Source organism: Mesorhizobium sp. M1E.F.Ca.ET.063.01.1.1 (assembly GCF_003998155.1).
Classification (GTDB): domain Bacteria; phylum Pseudomonadota; class Alphaproteobacteria; order Rhizobiales; family Rhizobiaceae; genus Mesorhizobium.
Genome location: NZ_RZSC01001513.1, coordinates 1 through 531, shown reverse-complemented (window position 1 = coordinate 531; position 531 = coordinate 1). Strand labels below are relative to the sequence as shown.

The 531-nt window shown below is 67.2% G+C and carries 1 protein-coding gene and 1 pseudogene; both read left to right on the top strand.

Annotated features, from left to right (window positions below; all coding sequences use genetic code 11):
- Positions 1-236 (top strand): annotated as a pseudogene (locus EOA29_RS39530) (heme biosynthesis protein HemY); the annotation flags it as partial.
- A gap of 32 nt (positions 237-268) precedes the next feature.
- Positions 269-531 (top strand): TerB family tellurite resistance protein (locus EOA29_RS39525; protein WP_189479189.1); only part of this gene is annotated, 263 nt, incomplete at its 3' end.

Here is a 531-nt window from a genome sequence, read left to right as displayed (position 1 = left end):
CAATTCCCGCCGCGCCGGCCGTGCCGGCCGAGAAAGCGATCGACATCGTCCCCGATGCTTCGGCGGCGAAGCCGGCCGCCGAAGCGCCGAACGGCATGGAGAAGGAGACCGCGGCCGCGTCGGGCGATGGCGAGGCCTTCGAGCAGGCATCGGAGCCGCCGCGATTGCCGGACGATCCGGGCGTCGCGCCGGAAGACGAGGCGGAAAAATCGCCGCGCCGGTTTCGTTTGTTTTGAGGCCGGTTTTGGCGGACAGGGAAAAGGTGTCGATGTTCGAACGCGTATTGTCGTTCCTGAGGGATTTGCCGGCTGCCGGCGCGGCGAAGCCGAGCGCCGACGATCCGCGCGTCGCGGCCTCGGCCCTGCTCTACCATGTGATGAACGCCGACGGCGTGCGCCAGGATGTCGAATGGGAGCGCTTCAAGGAAATTCTGGCGGAAACCTACTCGATCAGCGGCGACGAGCTCGATGCGCTGGCGGCCGCCGGCGAGCACGCCGACAATGAGGCGATCGACCTCTACGCCTTCACCAG